General features: G+C 58.3%; 16 protein-coding genes and 6 pseudogenes. 9 read left to right on the forward strand and 13 right to left on the reverse strand.

Going from position 1 to position 23,330, the window contains the following annotated elements:
* Positions 1 to 3: 3 nt before the first annotated feature.
* Positions 4 to 444, forward strand: coding sequence for a type III secretion system invasion protein IagB (iagB, locus tag AAHB66_RS07445; RefSeq protein WP_347115725.1), 441 nt, complete (start codon positions 4 to 6; stop codon positions 442 to 444).
* Here the strand turns inward: iagB and AAHB66_RS07450 are convergent, their stop codons facing one another.
* From AAHB66_RS07450 to poxB, 4 genes and pseudogenes are all read right to left on the reverse strand, one after another.
* Positions 445 to 1,458 carry an NAD(P)-dependent oxidoreductase gene (locus AAHB66_RS07450; protein WP_347115726.1) on the reverse strand — a complete coding sequence of 338 codons (1,014 nt, stop codon included), beginning with the start codon at positions 1,456 to 1,458 and terminating at the stop codon, positions 445 to 447.
* A 92-nt stretch (positions 1,459 to 1,550) separates the two neighbouring features.
* Positions 1,551 to 2,987, reverse strand: a complete 1,437-nt coding sequence (locus AAHB66_RS07455) for a DUF2867 domain-containing protein (protein WP_347115727.1) — start codon at positions 2,985 to 2,987, stop codon at positions 1,551 to 1,553.
* Between the two features lie 9 nt (positions 2,988 to 2,996).
* Positions 2,997 to 3,999, reverse strand: a pseudogene (ltaE, locus tag AAHB66_RS07460) (low-specificity L-threonine aldolase).
* A 38-nt stretch (positions 4,000 to 4,037) separates the two neighbouring features.
* Positions 4,038 to 5,756: a ubiquinone-dependent pyruvate dehydrogenase gene (poxB, locus tag AAHB66_RS07465; protein WP_347115728.1), complete on the reverse strand. Its 1,719-nt coding sequence runs from the start codon at positions 5,754 to 5,756 to the stop codon at positions 4,038 to 4,040.
* 153 nt (positions 5,757 to 5,909) lie between these two features.
* On the opposite strand from poxB, the gene AAHB66_RS07470 reads away from it, so the two are divergent.
* Positions 5,910 to 6,344 (forward strand): DoxX family protein, encoded by a 435-nt coding sequence (locus tag AAHB66_RS07470; protein ID WP_347115729.1) that lies wholly within the window; start codon positions 5,910 to 5,912, stop codon positions 6,342 to 6,344.
* Positions 6,345 to 6,448: 104 nt separating this feature from the next.
* On the opposite strand, the gene hcr is transcribed toward AAHB66_RS07470, so the two are convergent.
* The 4 genes from hcr to aqpZ all read right to left on the reverse strand — a co-directional run bounded on the left by hcr (position 6,449) and on the right by aqpZ (position 11,004).
* Complete coding sequence (gene hcr / locus AAHB66_RS07475; protein ID WP_347115730.1) at positions 6,449 to 7,417, reverse strand: NADH oxidoreductase; 969 nt, start codon at positions 7,415 to 7,417, stop codon at positions 6,449 to 6,451.
* An 11-nt stretch (positions 7,418 to 7,428) separates the two neighbouring features.
* Positions 7,429 to 9,081 carry a hydroxylamine reductase gene (gene hcp / locus AAHB66_RS07480; RefSeq protein ID WP_347115731.1) on the reverse strand — a complete coding sequence of 551 codons (1,653 nt, stop codon included), beginning with the start codon at positions 9,079 to 9,081 and terminating at the stop codon, positions 7,429 to 7,431.
* A 143-nt stretch (positions 9,082 to 9,224) separates the two neighbouring features.
* A complete protein-coding gene (locus AAHB66_RS07485; protein ID WP_347115732.1) occupies positions 9,225 to 10,124 on the reverse strand; it encodes a lysine exporter LysO family protein in 900 nt (299 codons plus the stop codon).
* Between the two features lie 184 nt (positions 10,125 to 10,308).
* Positions 10,309 to 11,004, reverse strand: a complete 696-nt coding sequence (gene aqpZ / locus AAHB66_RS07490) for an aquaporin Z (RefSeq protein WP_142488888.1) — start codon at positions 11,002 to 11,004, stop codon at positions 10,309 to 10,311.
* A 418-nt stretch (positions 11,005 to 11,422) separates the two neighbouring features.
* Here aqpZ and AAHB66_RS07495 point away from each other — a divergent pair, with 418 nt between their 5' ends.
* Entirely contained in the window at positions 11,423 to 11,662 is a 240-nt protein-coding gene (locus AAHB66_RS07495) for a hypothetical protein (protein ID WP_347115733.1), read from the forward strand.
* Positions 11,663 to 11,818: 156 nt separating this feature from the next.
* Positions 11,819 to 13,479, forward strand: a pseudogene (locus AAHB66_RS07500) (ATP-dependent endonuclease).
* On the opposite strand, the pseudogene AAHB66_RS07505 reads toward AAHB66_RS07500, so the two are convergent.
* Positions 13,476 to 14,433: pseudogene (locus AAHB66_RS07505) on the reverse strand (VirK/YbjX family protein). The pseudogenes AAHB66_RS07500 and AAHB66_RS07505 sit on opposite strands and share 4 nt — an antisense overlap.
* A 159-nt stretch (positions 14,434 to 14,592) precedes the next feature.
* Here AAHB66_RS07505 and macA point away from each other — a divergent pair.
* Positions 14,593 to 15,708, forward strand: coding sequence for a macrolide transporter subunit MacA (gene macA, locus AAHB66_RS07510; RefSeq protein ID WP_347115734.1), 1,116 nt, complete (start codon positions 14,593 to 14,595; stop codon positions 15,706 to 15,708).
* Positions 15,705 to 17,646: pseudogene (gene macB / locus AAHB66_RS07515) on the forward strand (macrolide ABC transporter ATP-binding protein/permease MacB). The gene macA and the pseudogene macB overlap by 4 nt, the downstream one beginning before the upstream one ends.
* Before the next feature lie 140 nt (positions 17,647 to 17,786).
* Here the strand turns inward: macB and cspD are convergent.
* Positions 17,787 to 18,008, reverse strand: coding sequence for a cold shock-like protein CspD (cspD, locus tag AAHB66_RS07520; protein ID WP_032617324.1), 222 nt, complete (start codon positions 18,006 to 18,008; stop codon positions 17,787 to 17,789).
* A gap of 321 nt (positions 18,009 to 18,329) precedes the next feature.
* Between cspD and clpS the strand changes: the two genes are divergently transcribed.
* The 3 genes from clpS to AAHB66_RS07535 all read left to right on the forward strand — a co-directional run bounded on the left by clpS (position 18,330) and on the right by AAHB66_RS07535 (position 22,018).
* Positions 18,330 to 18,650 carry an ATP-dependent Clp protease adapter ClpS gene (gene clpS / locus AAHB66_RS07525; RefSeq protein WP_032617325.1) on the forward strand — a complete coding sequence of 107 codons (321 nt, stop codon included), beginning with the start codon at positions 18,330 to 18,332 and terminating at the stop codon, positions 18,648 to 18,650.
* Positions 18,651 to 18,680: 30 nt separating this feature from the next.
* Positions 18,681 to 20,957 (forward strand): ATP-dependent Clp protease ATP-binding subunit ClpA, encoded by a 2,277-nt coding sequence (gene clpA / locus AAHB66_RS07530; RefSeq protein ID WP_106992563.1) that lies wholly within the window; start codon positions 18,681 to 18,683, stop codon positions 20,955 to 20,957.
* A gap of 644 nt (positions 20,958 to 21,601) precedes the next feature.
* Entirely contained in the window at positions 21,602 to 22,018 is a 417-nt protein-coding gene (locus AAHB66_RS07535) for a hypothetical protein (RefSeq protein WP_347115735.1), read from the forward strand.
* Positions 22,019 to 22,091: 73 nt separating this feature from the next.
* Here AAHB66_RS07535 and infA read toward each other — a convergent pair whose 3' ends face one another.
* From infA to aat, 3 genes and pseudogenes are all read right to left on the reverse strand, one after another.
* Entirely contained in the window at positions 22,092 to 22,310 is a 219-nt protein-coding gene (infA, locus tag AAHB66_RS07540) for a translation initiation factor IF-1 (RefSeq protein WP_001040187.1), read from the reverse strand.
* Positions 22,238 to 22,423: pseudogene (locus AAHB66_RS07545) on the reverse strand (hypothetical protein); the annotation flags it as partial. The gene infA and the pseudogene AAHB66_RS07545, both read right to left, overlap by 73 nt.
* Before the next feature lie 173 nt (positions 22,424 to 22,596).
* Positions 22,597 to 23,302: pseudogene (gene aat, locus AAHB66_RS07550) on the reverse strand (leucyl/phenylalanyl-tRNA--protein transferase).
* Between the last annotated feature and the right edge of the window lie 28 nt (positions 23,303 to 23,330).

The following is a 23,330-nucleotide window of genomic DNA, read 5'->3' on the forward strand; positions in this document are numbered from 1 at the left end:
AAAATGAAACGCGTACTTCTTCTGCTGTTGCTGCTCAGTCAGAGCGCGCTGGCAAACTGCTGGGACAGCGCCGGGCAGCGCTATCACGTCGATCCTTATCTGCTGTATGCCATTGCTAACGTCGAGTCGGGAATGAATCCCTATGCGGTAGGCTGGAACCACGACGGCACCCGGGATGTCGGGCTGATGCAAATCAACAGCATCCATTTTGCCGAACTGCAGCGCGCGGGGATCGACGAGTATCGCCTGATCGCCGAGCCCTGCACCTCGATTATGGTCGGGGCCTCGATCCTGTCGGGGATGATCCGGGTCTACGGTTACAACTGGGAGGCGGTGGGGGCCTATAACGCCGGATTAAAAAAAGAGAACTACCCGCAGCGGATGCTCTACGCCCGCAAGGTGTGGCACAAATATCAGCAGCTCAAATCCCGCAGCAGGCGTTAATCAGCGGGGCAGCTTACCGTGATCCCGCAGCCAGGCGGCGGTGCGCTCAATGCCTTCATCCAGCGTCACCAGCGGCTTATAGCCCAACTCGCTCTCGGCGCGTTGCGTATCGAGGGTAAAGTCAAAGTTCAGTTTCGACACCCCGTAGTGGGTCAGGGCAGGCTCTTTAGCCGCCTTGTTACCCAGCCGCTCCATGCTGCGGGCAATGATGTCCAGCATCGGGTAGGGCACCGAGCGGATCCGGCACTCAATATTCAGCTCATCGATCAGCTTCTGCACAATGCTGCGCAGGGAGCGTGGTTCGCCGTTGGTGATGTTATACGCCCGGCCCGACGGCAGACTGTCGCACTCGCTCTGGCTGGCCAGCCACATGGCGTGAATGGCGTTATCGAAATAGGTCATGTCCACCAGCGCATCCCCGCCGCGCGGCAGCAGCACGCTGCCGTAGTGGTGCATCATCTGCGCCAGGCGCGGAATAAACACTTTGTCGTGCGGGCCAAACAGGCTCTGCGGACGCAGGATGGTAAAGCGGGTATGCGGGTTGGACTGCGCCAGCAGATCGATCACCTGTTCGCTGGCGGCCTTGCTGCGGGCAAATTCGCAGGCGTAGCGCGCCGGACGGAAATCCTCCTGGATATCGCGATGGTGGTGATAGTCGAAATAGAGCGACGGGGACGAGAGATGGACAAAGTTGCGCACTCCCCAGGCCACGGCCCACTCGCCCAGACGGCGGGTGGCGCGCACGTTCGCCAGATCGAAGGCTTCCTGGGTGCCCCAGGGCGAGGTAAAGCTGGAGCAGTGCCACAGCGTATCGATCCCGGCCAACATCACCTTTGCCTGGGAAGAGACCAGTTCCGTCAGGTCGGCATGGACAAATTCTGCGCCCATTTTTTGCAGCAATTTACCCATCGCTTCATTGCGACCGGTGGCCCGGACGCTGATGCCTTTATTGCGCAAAAACTCCACCGCATTGCGGCCTAAGCCGCTGGTGGCGCCGGTAACCAGTACCTTCATATCGATCCACTGTTTTGAAAAGAATTTCGTGCGCATTCTTCCGTGAATTACGCCTGTATGCAATGGGAAACGTGAAAGATTCGGAGTTTTAATCAGACTTTTTCTGACTTTTGTTCTGCCAGAAGTGCAATACGCCGGGCCATTCCCCGGAAGATAAACAGGTGCGCCGGGATCATCAGCAGCCAGTAGAACAGACCCGGCATGCCGTGCGGGTGCCACCAGGCACGGACGTCCAGCTCCCGGTGGTCGCCTTTGTCCTTGAGAGTAAAGCACAACCGCCCGAGGCCCGGAGCTTTCATGCCAAACAGCAGCGCCAGCTGCTTCTCCGGTTCGACGATAATCACCTTCCAGCTGTCGACCGCATCGCCGGTTTGCAGGTACGGCGCCGCCGGGCGGCCTTTCGCCAGCCTGTGGCCGACCAGCAGATCCATCATCGCCCGGGTCTGCCACAGGGCATTACCAAAGAAGTAGCCCTCTTTGCCGCCGAGCTGATTTACCACTTCCCACAAGGCGCTCAGGCTGGCGGCAGTTTTTACCGTACAGCCGGCCTGTTTCGGGTAGTAGCCGTACTCCGGTCGCCAGCGGGCGAAGGCCTGCGCGTCGTAGCCCCAGTCGCTGGAGTTTACCAGCTTCTCCTCTTCTTTCAGGGTGTTGCGCACCGCGTCATCGAAGCGGATTAAGTCCTGCGGGATCAGCGCCCGCAGTTCCCGGTCGTCGGCCAGCAGATCGTGCTTCAGCCCCTGGATTAAAGCTTTGGCGGTGGTCGGCGGCACGGAGGTGATGACGTTTAAAAACCACACCGAAATCCAGCGGGTCGGGAAGGGGATGGGGATCAGCGGACGACGACGGCCGCTCACCGCCATAAAGTGTTCGAACTGCTGCTGATAGCTCAGCACCTCGGGCCCGGCGGCCTCCAGCACCCGGTGCTCTGTGGCCGGGTGATTGAGCAGCTCCACCAGATAATGCAGCAGGTTCTCCAGCGCAATCGGGGTGGTGCGGGAGCGCACCCAGCGTGGCGGAGTCAGCACCGGCAGGTTATAGACCATGTCGCGCATCACCTCGAAGGCGGCAGAGCCCGCCCCGACGATGATCCCGGCCCGCAGCTCGGTGAGCGGGATCCCGGCGCTGCGCAGCGTTTCAGCGGTCAGCTGCCGGGCGCGCAGGTGATCGGACTGCTCATGCTCGGGTGCCTGTAGTGAACTGAGGAAAATGATCTGTTTGACCGGGTGCTCCAGCAGCAGATCGCGCACGTTCATCGCCACCTGACGCTCGTGGGCGATAAAGTTACCGCCTTCGCCCATGCTGTGCACCAGATAGTAGAGAGTATCCACCCCCTCAAGCAGGGCCGCCAGATCCTGCGGCCAGTTGAGATCGATAGCATGACAGGTCACGTTGGGCAGGCTCTGCTTTTGCAGGCGCTCAACGTTGCGTGCCGCAGCCCGTACCTGATGCCCGCGCGCGCTGAGGGCGGCCACCAGATGTTGGCCGATATACCCGCTGGCACCCAGCACCAGAATACGTTGCGGCACGTTCGCTCCTTAGCGCTGCAAAAACGCCTGCCAATGGGCAACCACCTCGGCAAGCTGCTCGCGGTTGACGTCGAGATGCATCACCAGACGCACCACCGGCGAAGCGTTGATCAGCACGCCGCGCGCCTTCATAAACTCACCCAGCGCCGCGGCGTTGTCCTCCCCGACGCGGATGAACAGCATGTTGGTGTCGTGACGCATCACATCTGCGCCGATCTCGCGCAGCTGCGTCGCCATCCACGCCGCGTTGTCGTGATCGTCCTTCAGACGGGCAACGTTATTTTTCAGGGCGTACAGACCCGCTGCGGCAAGGAATCCGGCCTGGCGCATGCCGCCGCCGGTCATTTTACGCCAACGGTTGGCGCGCCTGATGTAGTCGGCATTGCCCACCAGCAGGGAGCCCACCGGCGTGCCCAGCCCTTTCGAGAGGCAAATGGTGAACGAGTCGCAATATTGCGTAATCTCTTTCAGCTCGCAGCCATACTCCACCACGGCGTTAAAGATGCGCGCGCCGTCGACGTGCAGCCCCAGCTTGCGCTCGCGGGTAAACTCCCACGCCGCTTTCAGGTACTCACGCGGCAGCACTTTGCCGTTATGGGTATTTTCGAGGCTGAGGAGTTTGGTACGGGCGAAGTGGATGTCGTCGGCTTTGATTTTGGCGGCAACTTTGTCCAGCGGCAGGGAGCCGTCAGATGCGGCATCGATCGGCTGCGGCTGAATGCTGCCGAGCACCGCTGCGCCACCGGCTTCGTAGAGATAGTTATGCGCCCCCCTGGCCGACGATATACTCTTCGCCGCGTTCGCAGTGGCTGAGCAGGGCCACCAGGTTGGCCTGGGTGCCGGTTGGCAGGAAAAGAGCGGCCTCGTGGCCGCTCAGTTCGGCGGCATAGCGCTGAAGTTCGTTAACGGTCGGGTCGTCACCGTAGACGTCGTCCCCGACCGGCGCGGCCAGCATCTCCCTGAGCATGGCCTGCGTCGGACGGGTGACAGTATCACTGCGTAAATCAATCATGGCATTTCCTTATTATTTTAAAGGCGATGCCGATTGTTTTACCTGAGCCAGTTGGTTTTGGCTAGCTCCAGAACTTCGTCACCGCGACCGCTGATGATGGCGCGCAGCATATACAGGCTAAAGCCCTTGGCCTGCTCAAGTTTGATCTGCGGTGGGATCGCCAGCTCGTCTTTGGCGACCACCACGTCCACCAGCACCGGACCCTCGGTGGAGAAGGCGCGCTGTAGGGCATCGTCCACCTCGGAGGCTTTCTCCACGCGGATGCCGGTGATACCGCAGGCTTCGGCGATGGCAGCGAAGTTGGTGTCGTGCAGCTCGGTGCCGTCGGTCAGATAGCCCCCGGCCTTCATCTCCATCGCCACAAAGCCCAGCACGCTGTTGTTAAAGACGATGATTTTAATCGGCAGCTTCATCTGCGCCACCGAGAGGAAGTCGCCCATCAGCATGCTGAAGCCGCCGTCGCCGCACATCGCCACTACCTGCCGCTCCGGCGCGGTGGCTTTGGCCCCCAGCGCCTGCGGCATGGCGTTAGCCATCGAGCCGTGGTTAAACGAGCCAATCAGACGGCGCTTGCCGTTCATCTTCAGGTAGCGTGCCGCCCAGACGGTAGGCGTCCCCACGTCGCAGGTAAAGATGGCATCCTCATCGGCGTAGTGGCTGATCTGCTGCGCCAGATACTGCGGGTGCAGCGCTTTGTCGCTGGGTTTCGCCTTGTCATCCAGCCCTTTACGTGCGTCACGATAGTCACTGAGCGCTTTATCAAGAAACTTACGATCGGTTTTCTCCTCCAGTAGCGGCATCAGCGCGGCGAGGGTGGCCTTGATGTCGCCCACCAGCGCCATATCCACCTTGCTGTGCGCCCCAATGCTGGCCGGGTTGATGTCGATCTGGATAATCTTCGCGTCGGTAGGGTAGAAGGCGCGATAGGGGAAGCGGGTGCCGAGCAGCACCAGGGTATCGGCGTTCATCATGGTGTGGAACCCGGACGAGAAGCCGATCAGCCCGGTCATCCCCACGTCATAGGGGTTATCGTACTCCACGTGCTCTTTACCGCGCAGGGCGTGAACGATCGGCGCCTTGAGCATGCCGGCAAATTCCACCAGCTCGTCATGGGCCCCGGCGCAGCCGCTGCCGCACATCAGGGCGATGTTGCTGGAGTAGCGCAGCAGCTGCGCCAGCTTTTTCAGTTCGGCATGGGCGGGGGTGACCACCGGCAGGGGGGCCGGATACCAGTGGTTGCTGGCACTTTCCGGGGCCGCCTGCAGGGCCACGTCGCCGGGCAGCACAATCACCGAGACGCCGCGCTTTAAGATGGCGTTGCGCAGGGCCAGGGCCAGCACCTGCGGGATCTGCTCCGGCGAGGAGACCAGCTCACAGTAGTGGCTGCACTCCCGGAACAGCTCCTGCGGGTGCGTCTCCTGAAAATAGCCGCTGCCGATTTCACTCGACGGAATATGCGCCGCGATGGCCAGCACCGGGACGTTGTTACGATGACAATCAAACAGGCCGTTGATCAGGTGCAGGTTGCCCGGCCCGCAGGATCCGGCGCACACCGCCAGTTCCCCGGTGAGCTGGGCCTCGGCCCCGGCGGCGAACGCGGCGACCTCCTCATGACGGGTGGGCATCCACTCAATGGTGCCCATCCGGTTCAGGCTGTCGCTCAGGCCGTTGAGGGAATCCCCGGTGACACCCCAGATCCGTTTCACTCCGGCCTGTTCCAGCATTTTCGCGATGTAGTTCGCCACGGTTTGTTTCATGGTAGTCCGTCTCCTGAATGTGATAACGCTTTCAAGCTTAGATGAAACTGACCGCCCTGCCTGTTTAAACCCCCCTGATTAATCGTTGCTTTCAATGTGCAACATTTCGTCATATTGTGGTGAGGTATCCAATAAAAAGAGGAGTAAATTCAAATGGTTAAATCATTGTTAATGGCTGTTAATAAAACGCTAACGAGTGACGATGCTGGCAAGCTGTTGCTGCGTCTGGCGGTGGGGGGCTTAATGCTGTTTCACGGCATGCATAAGGCCATCGACGGAGTGGGGGGTATTGCCGGCATGCTGGTGGCGAAGGGGCTACCGGCCTTTATTGCTTACGGCGTGTTGATTGGCGAAGTGGTGGCCCCGATCCTGATTATCCTCGGTATTCTTACCCGTCCGGCGGCGCTGGTGCTGGCCTTTACCATGGTGGTGGCGTGGCTGATGGTGGGCACCGGTAAAACCTTCGCGCTGGATGCGGTCGGGGCGTGGGCGATTGAGAGTCTGGTCTACTTCTTCGTTGGCGCGCTGGCCGTGGCATTTTTAGGGGCGGGGCGGTACGCGGTAGTAAACGATCCCGTCTGGAAGTAACGCCGGGCGGCACTGCGTTTGCCCGGCCTACGGTTCATTGCCTTATGTTGCATTAACGCACGGACGTTGTAGGCCCGGTAAGCGCAGCGCCACCGGGCTTTTCATCAGGCCAGCACCAGATCCCCCTGCGGATGACAGGAGCAGGCCAGCACGTAGCCTTCCGCCACTTCGGCATCCGTCAGCGTCATGGTGCTGGAGACGGTATAGTTCCCGTCCACCACCTTCGTTTTACAGCAGCCGCAGACGCCTGCACGGCAGGCGGCCACCACCGGCACGTTATTGCTCTCCAGCGCTTCCAGCAGCGTGCTGCCCACGCGGCCAAAGAAGGTCTGCGCCGGCTGCAGTTTGGTGAACTTCAGTCCGCTGGTGGCAGCTTCCGCGACCGGAGTAAAGAACTGCTCTTTAAAGAAGCGGGTCACGCCGAGAGCCTTCACCTCTTCTTCAACGATGTCCATATAGGGCGCCGGACCACAGGTCATCACGGTGCGTGAGGCCAGATCCGGCACGCGCTGCAGCAGCTCGCGGGTCAGACGACCGGCAACAAAACCCTCGGTGGCGTTGGTTTCGGCCACCAGGGTGACCGGGTAGTTACGCCATTCGTCCGCGAAGATCACATCCTGCGGCGAGCGCACGCTGAAGATCACCTCCACGTCGGCCTGCGGGCGGTGCTTCGCCAGCCAGCGACGCATCGACATCACCGGCGTCACGCCGCAGCCGGCGGCCAGCAGCAGGAATTTATCTTCCGGCTTATCGTCACAGGTAAAATCACCCTGCGCGTCGGAGAGCCAGATGTAATCCCCACGCTTCACGTCGTGCGTCAACCACTGAGAGCCTGCCCCCTCATCAATGCGGCGGATGGTCAGCGTAATGTACTCGCTGATACCCGGCGTTGAGGAGATCGTGTACGCCCGCAGCGTCTGGGCTGAGTTACGCACGCTGACCAGCGCATACTGCCCGGCACGGTACGGATAATAGTCGTGGCACAGCAGCGAAATCGTCCAGACATCCGGTGTTTCCTGATGGATGTGATGAACCTGCATCCGCCATGGGCACTGATGGGTTGGCATTGTCATTCGTTAACTCCTTACGCGCTCAGCAGTTGCTTCATGTCTTCTTCAACGGTGGTCACGGAACGCAGACCAAACTTCTCATTGAGGACGGCCAGCAGATCCGGCGTAAAGAAGCCTGGCGCGGTCGGGCCGGTGACGATGTTTTTCACGCCCAGCGACAGCAGTGTCAGCAGGATCACAATCGCTTTCTGTTCGAACCAGGAGAGCACCAGCGACAGCGGCAGGTCGTTCACGCCACAGCCCAGTTTTTCTGCCAGGGTTACCGCCAGGATAATCGCCGAGTAGGCGTCGTTACACTGACCGGCATCGATCAGACGCGGCAGGCCTTCGATATCCCCGAACTCCAGCTTGTTGAAACGGTACTTACCGCAGGCCAGGGTCAGGATCAGGCAGTCGTCCGGCACGCTGGTGGCGAAATCGGTGAAGTAGTTACGTTCCCCACGTGCGCCGTCACAGCCGCCAACCAGGAAGATGTGACGCAGTTTTTCGCGGCTCACCAGGTCAATCAGGGAATCCGCCGCGCCCAGCAGGGTCTGACGGCCAAAACCAACGGTGATCAGGTGAGGAATTTCGCTGTACGGGAAGCCCGCCATCTGCTGCGCCTGGGCAATCACCGGACCAAAATCGTCACCTTCCAGGTGGCTCACGCCCGGCCAGCCGACGATGCTGCGGGTCCAGATACGATCGTCGTAAGCGCCAACGGTAGGGTCGATGATGCAGTTAGAGGTCATCACGATTGGGCCCGGGAAGCGGGCGAATTCGACCTGCTGGTTCTGCCAGCCGCTGCCATAGTTCCCGATCAGATGTTTGAATTTGCGCAGCTCAGGGTAGCCGTGGGCAGGCAGCATCTCACCGTGGGTGTAGACGTTCACGCCGGTGCCGTCGGTCTGCTCCAGCAGGTTGTAGAGATCTTTCAGGTCGTGACCGGAGATCAGGATGCACTTGCCTTCGGTCGCTTTAACGTTGACCTGAGTTGGCGTCGGGTGGCCGTATTTAGTGGTTTCACCCGCGTCCAGGATGCTCATCACTTTGAAGTTCATCTGGCCGATTTCCATGGAACACTCCAGCAGGGCGTTCATGTCGGAAGGCCAGGTTCCCAGCCACGCCATGATTTTATGGTACTGGGCGTAAATGTCGTTGTCGTACTGATCCAGAACGTGCGCGTGTTCCATATAGGCCGCGGCACCTTTCAGGCCGTACAGGCACAGCAGACGCAGGCCGAGGATGTTCTCGCCAATCGCCGCTTTGTCTTTGTTCGGGGTAAATTCTGCCGCCTGACGCTGCAGGTCGCCGAGATCGTCGCTGACCAGTTGCAGTTCGGCCATTGGGTTATCAACGTGGGCACTGGCATCAACGTTCAGGGCCTGTGCTTTCAGGGCGTCACGCAGGGCAATAGCTTCGCGGGCGTAGCCGACAATGCGTGGCGAATCGAAGTTAACGTTGGTCAGGGTAGAGAAAAACGCGCGCGGGGCGAAGTTATCAACGTAGTGGTCGATAATGCCATATTCCCGGGCCTTCACCGCCCAGGCGGATAAACCCTGCAGGGCGGCAATCAGCAGATCCTGCAGATCGGAGGTTTCGGCGGTTTTACCGCACATGCCCTGTGCGTAAGAGCAGCCGTTGCCAGCTGGGGTACGGATGGTTTGTTCACATTGCACACAAAACATAATCACACCTGTTAAAGTTATATTTGATATACATGTTTAAGATTATGCCTGTGGCGATACGGAGAAAAGGGCTTTCTGCTACAAACGAGAGGGTTATTGATTTAGCGCAATTTTGGCGGTAGCTGGCTACCGCCAAAGAAGTATCAGGCGGAGAAGAAGGCCATCATGATTGGCACCAGCAGGCTTAAGATAAAGCCGTGGACAATGGCGGCAGGGACCATCTCCAGCCCGCCCGAGCGTTGCAGCACCGGCAGGGTAAAGTCCATCGAGGTGGCGCCGCACAGGCCCAGCGCCGTGGATCGACTGCGACGCACCAGGCCCGGGATCAGCATAATGGCAATCAGCTCGCGGCCCAGATCGTTAAAGAAGGCGGCGCTACCAATCACCGGGCCAAAAGATTCGGTTAACAGAATGCCGGACAGGGAATACCAGCCAAAACCGGAGGCCATCGCCAGGGCGGTATTAAGCGGCAGACCGAGAATAAAGGCGTTAATCACCCCGCCCACCAGCGAACTGCCCACCACGACGACGGCGACCATCATGCCGCGACGATTGAGCACGATCTGTTTCAGGGTCATGCCGTTATTGCGCAGCTGAATACCAATCAGGAAAAGCAGGAAGATCAGGGTATATTCGCTGGCTTCGGTGGCGTGCTGTAAAAAGGCGAACCCGGTCAGCCCCAGCAGAAAACCGAGCACCACTACGCCGCATAATTTCAGTGACTCCAGCGCCATGGCAATACGCGAGGGTAATTTTTCCTGATGGTGGTGGTTTTTCCACGGAATAACGCGTTCCAGCCAGAACAGGGCCGCGATATTGCATAGCAAAATAACCGCCATCGTAATGACCGAGTAATGCAGGATCGAGAGCAGGTTGGTCGCCAGATTATCGAGGAAGGCGAGGCTGATGCCCATAAAAAACAGAATGACGTAGACAATCCAGCTCAGTAAACGATTGATCAGTTTTAACGCTGACAGCTGACGAAGAGGAATGAGATAACCCACGATCAGCGGGATCAGAATGATTAAGAGTCCTGAAAACATGAACAACCGGTCCTTTATATGAGTGGCGCTGTGACACTACCCAATTCAGGCTGTTCAGTAAAGGTGGAAAATGGGGGGGGGCGGTTTAATGCCGGGTGGCGCTGACGCTTGCCCGGCCTACGGTTTGGCATTTCGTAGGCCGGGTAAGGCGAAGCCGCCACCCGGCACCACAACGCGCACAATCTTAATCGCGTTTCTCAAGCAGGGTGCGATACAGCACGCCGCCAAGGATACCGCCGACAATCGGCATCACCCAGAACAGCCACAGCTGCTCCAGCGCCCAGCCGCCCTGGAAGATGGCGACCGCGGTGCTGCGCGCCGGGTTAACCGAGGTGTTGGTCACCGGGATGCTGATCAGGTGGATCAGGGTCAGCGCCAGGCCAATCGCAATCGGCGCAAAACCGGCCGGAGCGTGTTTGTCGGTCGCGCCGTGGATCACCAGCAGGAAACCGGCCGTCAGCACGATTTCAATCACGATGGCAGACAGCATGGAGAACCCACCCGGGGAGTGTTCGCCAAAACCGTTTGAAGCAAAACCGCTGGCCGCAGCGTCAAAGCCCGCTTTACCGCTGGCAATGACATACAGAATAGCGGCAGCAATAATCCCACCAATCACCTGGGCAATAATATAGCCAAGAATATCTTTCGCCGGAAAACGCCCGCCCGCCCACAGACCTAATGTGACCGCCGGGTTAAAATGCCCACCGGAAATATGCCCCACGGCATAAGCCATGGTTAATACCGTTAAACCGAAGGCCAGGGAAACCCCGACAAAACCAATCCCTAATTCCGGAAAACCTGCCGCCAACACTGCGCTACCGCAGCCACCAAATACCAACCAGAATGTACCAAAACATTCAGCTGCTAACTTTCTGAACATAACCACCTCATAATATTAATATTCTGCGCTTGTTCCCGCGCGCAGTGTTTTCTTGTCCCAAAGGAGGAGGGCAAAACGGAAAACGGCCATATTTTATATAGGGCGTAATGCCTTCACCAGAGGAATAAGTCCGGTAAAATTGATTTGGAACAATGATAACGGACTATGATTTGCTGCGGGGCGCAATATAACCTGGTCTTAGCGCGACAGAAAGTTAATTTAAGTACGTAACGATAATGAATAATCTTAATTCATAGAAAATAAACTCGGGTTAAATTCCGAATAATTGGCGCGCCATTGACAGGCATAAATGTTAAGAAATAGTATTTGCCCGAAAAATATAATTAACCTATTTTTCAGTTTTAATCGTGCCAAATAACGCATTCTTCTATTAACTATCAGGATAAGGATTATCAACATGCGTGAATTAAACACCGTAGAGCAGGCCTCTGTTACTGGCGCAGGCAATATTGCCGACGCGGCAGCGCTGCTGGGCAAAGGCATCGGTAGCATTATCGACGCAGCCCATAAGGGTAACACGGCCGCTACCGCCGCTGGCGAAGTGCTCGGCCGGGGTATCGGAATGGTTGTGGAAGTCTCCGTAACGCTTTTTCAGGGCCTCCTGGGCGGTATCTCTGACCTGTTCTCTAAAAAATAACTAAATGCCCGTCTGACAAGGAGAGCCTGCTCTCCTTTTTTACCCTCTCGTATGCCAAATAGCTTTACCCGACGCACATCCGGGTACTCTCTCCTCGCCACCAGCGCTATACTCCTGATAACTTAAAGGAAAAAGTTTATCTCTCCCGGAGGGTACATGTTGCTTGAACGTGTGGAAATCGTGGGGTTCCGCGGCATTAACCGTCTGTCGCTGATGCTTGAGCACAATAACGTGCTGATCGGGGAAAACGCCTGGGGTAAATCCAGCCTGCTGGACGCCCTGACGCTGCTGCTCTCTCCTGAATCGGACCTGTACCACTTTGTCCGGGAGGACTTCTGGTTCCCGCCCGGGGATCTGCTGGGGCGCGAGCACCATCTGCATATCATTCTCACCTTCCGCGAATCCGAGCCGGGCCGTCATCGCGTCCGTCGCTACCGCCCCCCTGGCCGACTGCTGGGTGCCGTGTCAGGACGACTACCAGCGCATCTTTTATCGTCTGGAGGGCGAGCTGGCAGAAGACGATAGCGTGCTGACGCTGCGCGGTTTTCTCGATAACGACGGCAACCCTCTGCCGCTGGCGGATATCGACGAGCGGGCGCGCCATCTGGTACGCCTGATGCCGGTGCTGCGCCTGCGCGACGCCCGCTTTATGCGCCGGATCCGCAACGGCACCGTGCCCAATATGCCCGACGTGGAAGTCACCGCCCGCGAGCTGGATTATCTGGCGCGCGAGCTGGTGGCCCGTCCGCAAAACTTAACCGACGGCCAGATCCGCCAGGGATTGTCGGCGATGGTGCAGCTGCTGGAGCACTACTTTACCGAGCAGGGCACCTCGCCGGTCCGCAACCGGCTGATGCGGCGACGGTCCCACGATGAGCAGCGCAGCTGGCGCTATCTCGACATTATCAACCGGATGATCGACAAGCCCGGCGGCCGTTCGCACCGGGTGATCCTGCTGGGGCTCTTCTCGACGCTGCTGCAGGCCAAAGGCACCGTCCGGCTCGACCGGGATGCTCGCCCGCTGCTGCTGGTGGAAGATCCCGAGACGCGCCTGCACCCGATTATGCTCTCGGTGGCGTGGCACCTGCTGAATCTGTTGCCTTTGCAGCGCATCACCACCACCAACTCCGGCGAACTGCTGTCATTAACCCCGGTGGAGCACGTCTGTCGCCTGGTGCGCGAATCGTCGCGCGTCACGGCCTTTCGCCTCGGGCCGGGGGGGAATGAACGCCGAAGACAGCCGCCGGATCGCCTTCCATATTCGCTTTAATCGCGCCTCCTCCCTGTTCGCCCGCTGCTGGCTGCTGGTGGAAGGGGAGACCGAAACCTGGGTGATTAACGAGCTGGCCCGCCAGTGCGGCCACCACTTCGATGCCGAAGGGATCAAGGTGATTGAGTTTGCCCAGTCCGGCTTAAAACCGCTGATCAAATTTGCCCGGCGGATGGGCATCGAGTGGCACGTGCTGGTAGACGGCGACGAGGCGGGCAAGAAATATGCTGCCACCGTGCGCGGGCTGATCAACAACGACCGGGAAGAGGAGCGCGAGCACCTGACGGCGCTGCCCGCCATGGATATGGAGCACTTCATGTACCGTCAGGGCTTCTCGGACGTCTTTCACCGGGTGGCGATGGTGCCTGACGATATTCCGATGAACATGCGGCGGGTGATCGTGAAAGCCATTCACCGCTCGTCGAAGCCCGATCTGGCGATTGAAGTAGCGATGGAGGCCGGGCGGCGCGGGGTTGAGGCCGTACCGACCCTGTTGCGGAAAATGTTCTCCCGCGTGCTGTGGCTGGCGCGCGGGAGAGCCGATTAACGGCGGGTTGCCTGGTTGACCTGCTCAATCAGGCTGTCCAGCAGGGCAAAGCGGCGGCGGTACTCGGCGCGCTTTTTGCTGGCGATCTCCTCCATCGGTTTGCGTGGCATGACCAGCGGCAGACGGAAGTTGCCCTCGTCGGTGCGCTCGCCGCCGAGCGACAGCCAGAAGCCGTCGTAATCGGCCAGCAGTTTCCCCTCTTTTTTCTTGCGATAGCGCCAGCTGCGGTAAATATGGGTGCTGTTGCTGACCGCCACGATCTGCTCCACGGCCAGGGCGCTGCCCAGCGTCATGGCGGCCTCTACCAGCAGGCGCTTCGGGAACAGACCATGACAGGCTTTGGTGGCGCTCTGGATCGCCTCGTGCGGCACAAAGGCTTTGGCCCCCTGCATCCCGCCGATAAACAGCGACGCGGTACCGTTAATCTGACACAGCGTGAAGGTTATCTCCGCCAGCACCGTCTGCTCAGCATCGCAAAACGCCAGCGTGGCTTCCCCCCTCTTTATCCAGAAACGCATCGGCGCACAGGCGCAGGGTAAACTGCTGGTCGTCTTTACCGGTCAGAGTCAGTAACGTCACCCCTTCCCGGGAGAGATAGCCGTTCATCAGCGCGGCCGGAAGCTGGCGCTGCATGGTCTGATAGTGCCAGCTCAGCGCCTGCAGGGTTTGCTGGCGGTTGATGGCAACGGACAGCCACGGGCGATGCAGGCGGCAGGGCAGACCTGGCTGAACCTGCAGCAGCTGCAGCAGCTGCGGCTGTTGTGCCAGGTTTGACAGCAGGCGGGCGGTGCTGAATGGCGTCATCAGCGATCGCAGCATAAACTTGCGGCGGTAGGCCGGGTTGCGCCAGGCAAGTCCTGGGGTTAATGTCCCGGAGGCCAGACGTTGAAACAGCTGCCAGCCCGATTTGGGTTGCGGCTGATGTGGATAAGATGACTCTGCGATGGATGACATAATAAATTCCGGTCTTGTTGCCAGATCTTTATTTCAGCAGGGGCTTTATCAACCTCTCCTCAACGATTTTCAACCATCCTGGAAAGCAGGGGTTTCGTTGAGGAACGGTTTAGTTAGAATCAACAGTTATGTAAGCCAGAATAGCTATTTGGAATATTTATGAACTTTAAGGGAAAACGCAGGAAGCTGTTTCTGCTGCTGGTGCTGATTGTACTGGTCGCTGGATTCTGGCTGTGGCGGGTGCTTAACGCTCCGGTGCCACACTATCAGACGCTGATTGTCCGTCCGGGCGAGCTGCAGCAAAACGTGCTTGCCACCGGCAAGCTGGACGCGTTGCGCAAGGTGGACGTCGGGGCCCAGGTCAGCGGGCAGCTGAAAACGCTGTCGGTGGAGATTGGCGATAAGGTGAAAAAAGGGCAGCTGCTGGGGGTCATCGACCCGGAGCAGGCCGAAAACCAGATCAAAGAGGTAGAGGCGACCCTGATGGAGCTGCGCGCCCAGCGCAGTCAGGCCGAAGCGGAGCGTAAGCTGGCTCAGGTGACCCTGAACCGCCAGCGGCAGCTCGCCACCACCCAGGCGATCTCGCAGCAGGATCTGGATACCTCGGTGACCGAACTGGCGGTCAAACAGGCGCAGATCGGCACCATCGATGCGCAGATCAAACGCAATCAGGCCTCGCTGGACAGCGCCAAAACCAACCTCGACTACACCCGTATCGTCGCGCCGATGGCCGGGGAAGTGACGCAAATCACTACCCTCCAGGGGCAGACGGTGATTGCTGCCCAGCAGGCGCCAAACATTCTGACTCTGGCAGATATGGGCACCATGCTGGTGAAAGCTCAGGTCTCGGAGGCGGATGTGATCCACCTTAAGCCTGGGCAAAAAGCCTGGTTCACCGTGCTGGGGGATCCGCAGACCCGTTACGAAGGGGTGCTGAAAGACATTCTCCCGACCCCGGAGAAGGTCAACGACGCCATTTTCTATCACGCCCGTTTTGAAGTGCCCAACCCGCAGGGGGTGCTGCGCCTGGACATGACCGCGCAGGTGCATATCCAGCTGGCCGGGGTGAAAAACGTGCTGACCATTCCGCTGGCGGCGCTGGGTGAACCGGCGGGCGATAACAGCTATAAAGTGAGGGTGCTGCGTAACGGCGAGACGCGCGAGCGTGAGGTGAGCCTCGGCTCGCGTAACGACACCGACGTGGTGGTGGTGAAAGGGCTGGAAGAGGGTGAAGAGGTCGTCATCAGCGAGAGCCAGCCCGGGGCGGCCAAATGACGGCCCTGCTGGAGCTGAATGATATCCGCCGGAGCTACCCCTCCGGCGACGGGCCGGTGGAGGTGCTGAAGGGCATCACCCTGCGGGTTGAGGCCGGAGAGATGGTGGCGATTGTCGGGGCCTCGGGTTCTGGTAAATCGACGCTGATGAACATTCTCGGCTGTCTGGATAAACCCACCAGCGGCACCTACCGCGTGGCAGGCACCGATGTCGCGACGCTGGACGGCGATGCGCTGGCCAAACTGCGGCGGGAACATTTCGGCTTTATCTTCCAGCGTTACCATCTGCTCTCGCACCTGAGCGCGGCGCAGAACGTCGAAGTACCGGCGGTCTATGCCGGCGTGGAGCGCAAAAAGCGCCTTGAGCGGGCCCAGGCGCTGCTTACGCGGCTGGGGCTGGGGGAGCGGGTCGATTATCAGCCCTCACAGCTCTCCGGCGGCCAGCAGCAGCGGGTGAGTATCGCCCGGGCGCTGATGAACGGCGGGCAGGTGATCCTCGCCGATGAACCGACCGGGGCGCTGGACAGCCACTCCGGGGAAGAGGTGATGGCGATCCTGCACCAGCTGCGGGATCAGGGGCATACGGTGATCATTGTGACCCACGACCCGCAGGTGGCCTCCCAGGCCGGGCGGATTGTGGAGATCCACGACGGCGAGCTGGTCAGCAATCCTCCCGCAACGACTAACGCTACCCGCAGACAGGAAGTGGCACTGCCTCCGCCGTCCGGCTGGCGGCAGTTTGCCAGCAGCTTTCGTGAAGCGCTGACCATGGCCTGGCTGGCGATGGCCGCCAACAAAATGCGCACCCTGTTGACCATGCTCGGCATCATCATCGGTATCGCCTCGGTGGTCTCGATCGTGGTGGTGGGCGATGCCGCCAAACAGCTGGTGCTGTCGGACATTCGCTCCATCGGCACCAACACTATCGACGTCTATCCCGGCAAAGACTTTGGCGACGATGAACCGCAGTACCAGCAGGCGCTGAAATATGACGATCTGGCGGCGATCCAGAAGCAGCCGTGGGTCAACTCTGCCACCCCGGCGGTGTCGCAGAACCTGCGTCTGCGCTACGCCAACATCGACGTGGCGGCCAGCGCCAACGGCGTCAGCGGCGATTACTTTAACGTCTACGGCATGACCTTCAGCGAAGGGGGCACCTTTAACGCAGAGCAGCTGGCGGGCAGGGCGCAGGTGGTGGTGCTGGATGCCAACTCGCGGCGACAGCTGTTCCCCAATAAAGCGAAGGTGGTGGGCGAGATCGTGCTGGTGGGCAATATGCCCGCCACGGTAATCGGCGTGGCGGAGGAGAAGCAGTCTATGTTTGGCAGCAGCAAGATTTTGCGCGTCTGGCTGCCGTACACCACCATCTCCGGGCGCATTATGGGGCAGTCGTGGCTAAACTCGATTACCGTCCGGGTGAAAGAGGGCTACGACAGCGCCCAGGCGGAACAACAGCTCGAACGCCTGCTGACCCTGCGCCACGGCAAGAAAGATTTCTTCACCTGGAACATGGACGGGCTCTTGAAAACGGCTGAAAAGACCACACGTACTCTTCAGCTCTTCCTCACGCTGGTGGCGATCATCTCCCTGCTGGTCGGGGGGGATTGGGGTAATGAATATCATGCTGGTGTCGGTGACAGAACGTACGCGTGAAATCGGCATTCGCATGGCGGTCGGCGCCCGGGCCAGCGACGTGCTGCAGCAGTTTTTAATTGAGGCGGTATTGGTCTGTCTGGTGGGCGGCGCGCTGGGGATTACGCTCTCCCTGTTAATTGCCTTTACGCTGCAGCTGTTTTTATCCGGCTGGGAAATTGGTTTTTCACCGATGGCGCTGTTAACCGCCTTCCTTTGTTCTACCTTTACCGGGGTGCTGTTTGGCTGGCTGCCGGCAAGAAATGCCGCGCGGCTGGATCCGGTGGATGCGTTAGCCCGGGAGTGAGTCGGTTGGCCCACAAATATTCGTAGGCCCGTGCAAGCGCAGCGCCGCCGGGCACCAGACCGCACGGAAGCCCACAAATAAAAATGCCAGCGCATCGGGCTGGCATTTTGAGTGCGGGGTGTACACAATGAAACAGAGGGCTATGCCACCACTTCTGCTTCGATGGGCACAATAACGCTGGCATGATTGCCTTTTGGCCCGAGGTGTACATCGAACCGAACGGCTTGTCCGGCTTTCAGCGTTCTGTAACCATCCATCTGAATGGTGGAGTAATGCGCGAAGATGTCTTCGCCGCCGCCTTCAGGGCAGATAAAACCAAACCCTTTGGCGTTGTTGAACCACTTAACTGTACCCGTTTCCATGCTTCGACATCCTTCGTAAATCTTATTGAGTTAGATGTAATGAACCGGTGGTGAAGTGGGGGCTGTTCAAAACCTCGCCAACTCACGCCTGTACAATTTAGATAAACCAAAGGCAGCGTCAAGCATTTGCCGGGGAAGGGAGGGGGAAAATGCGTCAAAATTTGAAGCAGTTAACGCTATTGGTGGGTATTGTGACAGACATCGCGGATGGCAATAATAGATGTGAGTTATCTGACATCTAAGGTAGATTCAGGTTATGTATAGCCTCCTGTCAGCATCAGAACCGCGACCGGAGACCGTAAACGAAGATGACGACTGACAATGGGTAAGACGAACGACTGGCTCGATTTCGACAAGCTGGCGGAAGATAAAGTGCGCGACGCGCTAAAACCGCCATCTATGTATAAAGTTATGTTAATGAACGATGACTACACGCCGATGGAATTTGTTATTGACGTGCTACAAAAGTTCTTTTCTTATGATGTAGAACGTGCAACGCAACTGATGCTTACCGTTCACTATCATGGCAAAGCCATCTGCGGTGTTTTTACTGCAGAAGTCGCAGAGACGAAGGTGGCGATGGTGAACCAGTATGCGAGGGAGAACGAGCATCCGTTGCTGTGTACGCTGGAAAAAGCCTGAATAAGGCAATGAAAATTGGGGGAGGTGCCTATGCTCAATCAAGAACTGGAACTCAGTTTAAACATGGCTTTCGCCAGAGCGCGTGAGCACCGACATGAGTTTATGACGGTCGAGCACTTGCTGCTTGCACTGCTCAGCAATCCATCCGCCCGCGAAGCGCTTGAAGCCTGCTCCGTGGACCTGGTGGCGCTGCGTCAGGAACTTGAAGCCTTCATCGAACAGACCACACCTGTACTGCCCGTCAGTGAAGAGGAGCGCGACACGCAGCCGACGCTCAGCTTCCAGCGTGTACTCCAGCGTGCGGTATTTCACGTCCAGTCCTCCGGACGTAGCGAAGTCACCGGTGCCAACGTGCTGGTTGCCATCTTCAGCGAGCAGGAGTCGCAAGCCGCCTACCTGCTGCGCAAACACGAAGTCAGCCGCCTCGACGTGGTGAACTTCATCTCTCACGGAACGCGAAAAGACGAGCCGAATCAGGCATCGGATTCCGGCCATCAGGCCAACAGCGAAGAGCAAGCAGGCGGGGAGGAACGTATGGAAAACTTCACCACCAATCTTAACCAGCTTGCCCGCGTCGGCGGTATTGACCCGCTGATTGGCCGCGAAAAAGAGCTGGAACGGGCGATTCAGGTCCTGTGCCGCCGTCGCAAGAACAACCCGCTGCTGGTGGGCGAGTCGGGCGTCGGTAAAACCGCCATCGCCGAAGGGCTCGCCTGGCGCATTGTGCAGGGCGACGTTCCGGAAGTGATTGCCGATTGCACCATCTACTCGCTGGATATCGGTTCCCTGCTGGCCGGGACCAAATATCGCGGTGATTTTGAAAAGCGTTTCAAAGCGCTGCTGAAACAGCTGGAGCAGGATACCAACAGCATCCTGTTTATCGACGAGATCCATACCATCATCGGCGCCGGTGCGGCATCGGGTGGCCAGGTGGATGCAGCCAACCTGATTAAACCGCTGCTCTCCAGCGGCAAGATCCGGGTGATTGGCTCGACCACCTACCAGGAGTTCAGCAATATTTTCGAAAAAGACCGCGCCCTGGCGCGTCGCTTCCAGAAAATCGACATTACTGAACCATCCGTTGAAGAAACGGTGCAGATCATCAACGGCCTGAAACCGAAGTACGAAGCGCACCACGACGTGCGTTATACCGCGAAAGCGGTGCGTGCAGCGGTGGAGCTGGCGGTGAAATACATCAACGACCGTCATCTGCCGGATAAAGCGATTGACGTGATCGACGAAGCGGGCGCGCGTGCGCGTCTGATGCCGGTCAGCAAGCGCAAGAAAACGGTCAACGTGGCGGATATCGAATCTGTGGTAGCCCGCATCGCGCGTATCCCTGAGAAGAGCGTTTCTCAGAGCGACCGCGATACGCTGAAAAATCTTGGCGATCGCCTGAAAATGCTGGTCTTTGGCCAGGATAAAGCCATTGAGGCTTTAACCGAAGCCATCAAGATGGCCCGCGCCGGGCTGGGGCACGAGCACAAGCCTGTCGGTTCCTTCCTGTTCGCCGGCCCGACCGGGGTGGGGAAAACCGAGGTGACGGTTCAGCTCTCCAAAGCGCTGGGCATTGAGCTGCTGCGCTTTGATATGTCCGAGTATATGGAGCGTCACACCGTCAGCCGTCTGATCGGTGCGCCTCCGGGCTACGTGGGCTTTGACCAGGGTGGCCTGCTCACCGACGCGGTGATCAAGCATCCGCACGCGGTTCTGCTGCTCGATGAGATCGAGAAAGCGCACCCGGACGTCTTTAACCTGCTGCTGCAGGTGATGGATAACGGAACGCTGACCGACAACAACGGGCGCAAGGCGGACTTCCGCAACGTGGTGATGGTGATGACCACCAACGCCGGGGTACGTGAAACCGAGCGTAAATCCATCGGCCTGATCCACCAGGATAACAGCACCGATGCGATGGAAGAGATCAAGAAGGTCTTTACGCCGGAATTCCGTAACCGTCTGGACAACATTATCTGGTTCGATCATCTCTCTACCGAGGTGATCCATCAGGTGGTGGATAAGTTCATCGTCGAGCTGCAGGTTCAGCTGGATCAGAAAGGGGTCTCCCTGGAAGTGAGTCAGGAAGCCCGCGACTGGCTGGCAGAGAAAGGCTACGATCGTGCGATGGGTGCGCGTCCGATGGCGCGTGTTATCCAGGACAATCTGAAAAAACCGTTGGCTAACGAACTGCTGTTTGGTTCGCTGGTGGACGGCGGACAGGTGACCGTGGCGCTGGATCAGGCGAAGAACGAGCTGACGTACGATTTCCAGAGTGCGGCGAAGCACAAGCCGGAAGCGGCTCACTAACCTTGTTGAATGATGATAAAAACCGGGCGAAAGCCCGGTTTTTTATGCCTGCTCGATCGGTTCCCTCTCCTCTTTGGGGAGAGGGTTAGGGTGAGGGGAAACATGCGACTCCGGTGGGGGTTCCGTTCACCTCACGTTCGCTGCTTCTCTGTAAACCACGTCACCGGTGAACGTGTTAAGGGGGGCTATCGCCGCCCCCTTAACAATCCCGGCTTCCGGCAAAGAAAATCGCCGCTGCGCGGTCCCTTCGGCTTATTCCCTTCGGCTTTCGGGTCGGGGGGCGATCCTACATCCATGTAGGTCGCCTCCTCTCGGCGCATCCATGCGCCTCGCCCCGGCCTGCGGTCAACGCCTCAGCGATTTTCAGCCGGACCAGGGCATCGCTATAGGTGCTGAGTAACTATCGAGCACTCTTTTCGCTGCAAGCTCGATCGGTTCCCTCTCCCTTGAGGGAGAGGGTTAGGGTGAGGGGGAATCGCGAGCACCATCGTCAAAACTTTGCGAGGCGTTATCCAGAATGTAAATGTGAGTATTGCTGGATAAAACCCCAGTAATAGAATGGCGATGCACCTGCAAAATCAGGTGCCAGGATTGGCGTCCTGAATTGTGTGCACAGATATGTTCCCGTGCATAAAGGATGATTTATGACTAATGAAAATAATGTTGCCCAGCTTTATAGCGAACTCGAACTCAGCACTCCCGATCTCTCCACCCTTGCCGCGCGCTGCAACCTGCTCACCGAAATCCTGGTCGATTGCAATTCGTTGCCGCAAACGCAGCCCGTGTGCCGCTGCCTTGCGGCATACCTGGACGCATTCAGAAGCGAGCTGGAAAAATCGATGAGCGATTTTCGCGTGCTGGAGGACGATGAGATCCCGCCCTCGCACAAACAGAAGTGGCTGCTGGACAGCACCGAAGCCCAGTGTGATTACTGCCGGGCGTTAAACCACGTGCTGCTGGTGTCGCATTTTGACCGCGATATGCTTCCGCATCTCACCGGCCTGCTGCACGAGATCAGCCATGCGATGCTGGCGGATCTGACTGTGGTGCGCGTTCACTGACGCTGCGCATAAAAAAAGGCCGGGATAACCCGGCCTTTAGTATTCTCTCTACGCCATTCGCGGCGAAAAACTCTTAGCGACTACGGAAGACAATGCGGCCTTTGCTCAGGTCGTACGGGGTCAGCTCAACAGTCACTTTGTCGCCCGTCAGAATACGGATATAGTTCTTACGCATTTTACCGGAGATATGCGCGGTAACAACGTGACCGTTTTCCAGTTCTACGCGAAACATGGTGTTAGGCAACGTTTCAAGAACGGTACCCTGCATTTCAATATTGTCTTCTTTGGCCATCTAATCCTCTGGGGTATCACTACCAAGTTTTGAACCGGCAAGATAATGCCGAAATTCATCAATTAAGTAAAGATTTGCGCGTTTAAAACGCAGCAAAGCAGTTTCAGCGTATTACCCGGACGTCACGGATGAACCGTACGAAAAGCGCATACGTAAAGGGGAGGTGGCAGGATAAACGATAGGGCGTTATCGGATGCGAACTATTCCCAAACGGCGGCGGGGCAACAGGCAGAACCTACTCTGCGGCAGAATTATAGCACCTTGAGGAAAAATATGCGGAAAACATTTATCTTTGGGGCATAAATAACGTCCCGGGGACCCAGAAATTCTGCGGTAATTTCTGCATTCGCAGCGTCGCCAGTTGATGCAGATATTCATGGCGGGAGATCTCAACCGCACCCAGCGAGGCGGTATGCTCGTTCAGCACCTGGCAATCAATCAACTGGCCGCCGCTGCGGGTAAAACGCTCGCAGAAAACCAGCAGGGCAGTTTTCGAGGCATTGACCGCGCGGCTGAACATCGACTCGCCGCAAAACAAGGTGCCCTGCGCCACGCCGTACATCCCGCCCACCAGTTCATCCTTATCCCATACCTCAATCGAGTGGGCGTAACCCAGTTCGTGCAGGCGGTGATAGGCGGTGATCACCTCGGGGGTGATCCAGGTTCCTTCGAAGCGATCGTCGGCGCATCCCTCGATCACCTGACCAAACGCGTGATTAAGTGTGACGCGATAGGGGGGAATGAGCGTGAAAGCGCTTCATGCTGCGGCTGATATGAAACTGTGCGGGCCACAGAACGGCGCGAGGGTCGGGCGACCACCATAAGATCGGATCGCCGGGGGAAAACCACGGAAAAATTCCGCGCTGGTACGCCATTAATAAACGCGACGGGCTCAGATCGCCGCCGAGGGCCAGCAAACCATTAGGTTCACGCAGCGCCCCTTCCGGAGAAGGGAACGCAAGAGAATGACGAGAGAGCTGGACCAGGCGCATGACAACAAAACTCCAGTACGCGAAGTGG

This window comes from Leclercia sp. S52 (genome assembly GCF_039727615.1).
In the GTDB taxonomy this organism is placed as follows: domain Bacteria; phylum Pseudomonadota; class Gammaproteobacteria; order Enterobacterales; family Enterobacteriaceae; genus Enterobacter; species Enterobacter adecarboxylatus_B.